A 3,050-nucleotide genomic window follows, 5' to 3' on the forward strand; every position below is an offset into this window, starting at 1 on the left:
CGATCGCGACGTACTGCCTGCTCACGAGGGCATTGGATGCCCTGCGCGGGCTGTACGATTGGCGCAACAGGGTGACGAATGTCACAGCCACTACCGCTTCATCGCATCGCAGTATCCGTTCCACCCAGTCGCCCTGAACGTTCGCAGTGGTTGCAATGGCGCAACCCAGACCACCCCCATGTGGAGGTTTTCAATTTGAGAAGCACATCGAGAGGCCTGCCCCGGAGACGGCGCGGCGGAATGTTGAAAGCTGTGGGGGCTATTTTCGCCGCCGTAGCTGCCCTTCTGCTCATCGTCGCGCCGGCATCCCAGGCCACGACGCCGGCGCCGACACCATCCCCGTCGAGCACCACGTTCCAGGACACCATCAGCGGCTTCCTTCGCGGCGATGACCGCGCGCCGCTGGCCGGTGTCACCATCACCGCCAAGAGCGGGGACTTCACCGGAACCGCCAAGTCCGGCGCCAACGGCTCCTGGAACATCGGCGTCCCCAAGCAGGGGACCTACGAGGTGGAACTGGACGTCAAGACCCTTCCGGAGGGCATCAAGCTTGCCGAGGGCCAGGAAAACCCCCGGAAAGTCACCTTTAGCCAGACCTCCAATCTCTCGGTGATCTTCGCCTTCGGCAAAGGCATCGTTGTGCAGCAGCAGGACTTCGGCCAGAACCTGATCAACCGCCTCGTCGCGGGCCTGAGCTTCGGATTGCTGCTCGCGCTCGCGTCGGTGGGGCTCTCGTTGATCTTCGGCACCACCGGCCTGACCAACTTTGCGCACGGCGAGATGGTCACCCTCGGCGCCGTCCTGGTCTTCGCGTTCAACGCTATGAACCTGCCATTCTGGCTCGCCATCATCCTCGCGCTCCTTGGCGGCGGCCTCTTCGGCTACGTGCAGGACGCCGGGCTGTGGAAACCGTTGCGACGCCGCGGCACCGGGCTGGTCCCGATGATGATCGTCAGCATCGGCCTCGCCCTGGCCGTGCGCTACGTAATCCAGTTCTACTTCGGCGGCGCCACCCAGCAGCTGCCCTTCGCTCAAAGCGCGGAAATCCAGATCGGGCCGGTCTCCATTTCGCCCAACAACCTCTGGTCGCTGCTTATCAGTGTGGTCGTCATCGCCGCCCTCGGCGTCGTGCTGCTCAAGACCCGCCTCGGCAAGGCCACCCGCGCGGTCGCCGACAACCCGGCACTCGCGGCGGCTTCCGGCATCGACGTCGACTCCGTCATCAGGATCGTCTGGGTCACCGGCGGCATGCTGGCCTCCCTCGGCGGCATCCTCTGGGCCTACTACCGTCCCGGCGTCACCTTCGACATGGGGTCGCAGATCCTGCTGCTCATCTTCGCCGGCGTGACCCTCGGCGGCCTCGGCACGGTCTGGGGCGCCTTGTTCGGATCCATCATCGTCGGCATCTTCGTGGAGCTGACCACCGTGTTCGGCCTCGCCGCCGACCTCAAATATGTGGGAGCTCTGTTCATCATGATCGTTGTCCTCTTGTTCCGGCCCCAGGGCATCCTGGGCCGCCGCGAGCGCGTGGGTTAGGAGACAAACATGGACTTCGGATTCATTCTTTCCAGCGCCGCCGGTGAACTGTTCAGCCCGACGACGGCGGCCTACGCGCTTGCCGCGCTCGGCCTGGCCGTCCACTTCGGCTACTCCGGCCTGCTGAACTTCGGCCAGGCCGGCTTCATGGCGGTGGGGGCCTACGGCTTCGCCATCTCCACCCTCACGTTCCACGTGCCGTTCTTCGTAGGTCTGCTCATCGCCGTCGTCTGCTCGGCGATCTTTGCCCTGCTGCTCGGCATCCCCACCCTGCGGCTGCGGGCCGACTACCTGGCCATTGTCACGATCGCAGCGGCGGAGATTGTCCGCTATATCGTCACCACCAACCAGCTGACCTCCGTGACGGGTTCGGCCAACGGCCTGGCCGCCTTCGAGGGCGACTTCTACGCCATGAACCCGTTCCCCGAGGGGTCCTACCTCGGCATGAACAACCGCGACTTCTTCATCCGGGTGGTCGGCTGGGGGGTCGTGATCGTCTGCTGTGTGCTGGTCTGGCTGCTGATGCGCAGTCCCTGGGGCCGGGTCCTGAAGGGCATCCGCGAGGACGAGAACGCCGTCCGCTCCCTCGGCAAGAACGTTTACTCCTACAAGATGCAGGCCCTGGTGATCGGCGGCGTGCTCGGCGCCCTGGCGGGCATGGTGTTCACGCTCCCCCGCGGTGCTGTGCAGCCGGCCAACTACGGCACGGAACTGACGTTCTTCCTCTACACCTGCCTGCTCCTCGGCGGGCTCGGCACGGTGCTGGGGCCGGTCGTCGGCGCGATGATCTTCTGGGTGGTTCTTTCCCTCACCCAGGGCGTGCTCTACGGCCTGATCGAATCGGGCGCCGTCACGTGGCTGAACACGGTCCAGGCCGGCCAGCTGCGCTACATCCTGGTCGGCGTCGCACTGATGCTGCTGATGGTCTTCCGGCCCCAGGGCGTCTTCGGCAACAAGAAGGAGCTGGCGTTCGCATGAGCATGCACAGCGAAGAACCACTGGCGGGTGCCGGGGCCACCGGCACCGCCGAGACCATCGACTACATGACGGACACGCGGCCCATTGCCGCCGGCGAGATCGCTCCCGGCTGCAAGAAGCGCGATCCCATCGTGGTGGCGGAAAACGTCACCCGCAGCTTCGGCGGCATCAACGCCGTCGACGTCGAATATCTGGAGATCCCGCGGCACAAGATCACGGCGCTGATCGGTCCCAACGGGGCCGGCAAGACCACGCTGTTCAACCTGCTGACGGGCTTCGATACCCCGAACTCGGGCAAGTGGCAGTTCGAGGGCAACAGCCTGGCCGGTGTTTCCTCCTACAAGGTGGCGCGGATGGGCATGGTCCGCACCTTCCAGCTGACCAAGGTGATGGGCAAGCTCACCGTCATGGAAAACATGCGTCTCGGCGCTTCGAACCAGGCTGGTGAAAAGCTCGCCAAGGCCCTGTTCAGGGGAATCTGGGGCGGCCAGGAAAAGACCATCACCGAAGAAGCGAACGTCCTGCTGCAGAAGTTC

3 protein-coding genes are annotated in these 3,050 nt (G+C 64.9%); all 3 read left to right on the forward strand.

Translation table 11 applies throughout. From position 1 onward, the window contains the following. Nucleotides 1-240: 240 nt before the first annotated feature. Nucleotides 241-1,536, forward strand: a complete 1,296-nt coding sequence (locus AB4Y86_RS15640) for an ABC transporter permease subunit (RefSeq protein WP_441403105.1) — start codon at nt 241-243, stop codon at nt 1,534-1,536. Nucleotides 1,537-1,545: 9 nt separating this feature from the next. Next, nucleotides 1,546-2,514 (forward strand): branched-chain amino acid ABC transporter permease, encoded by a 969-nt coding sequence (locus AB4Y86_RS15645; RefSeq protein ID WP_441403106.1) that lies wholly within the window; start codon nt 1,546-1,548, stop codon nt 2,512-2,514. Continuing rightward, nucleotides 2,511-3,050, forward strand: a 540-nt coding sequence (locus AB4Y86_RS15650; RefSeq protein ID WP_441403107.1) for an ATP-binding cassette domain-containing protein, incomplete at its 3' end; no start/stop codon positions are given. The genes AB4Y86_RS15645 and AB4Y86_RS15650, both read left to right, overlap by 4 nt.

Source organism: Arthrobacter sp. 2YAF22_2 (assembly GCF_052114645.1).
Taxonomy (GTDB): Bacteria; Actinomycetota; Actinomycetes; order Actinomycetales; family Micrococcaceae; genus Arthrobacter.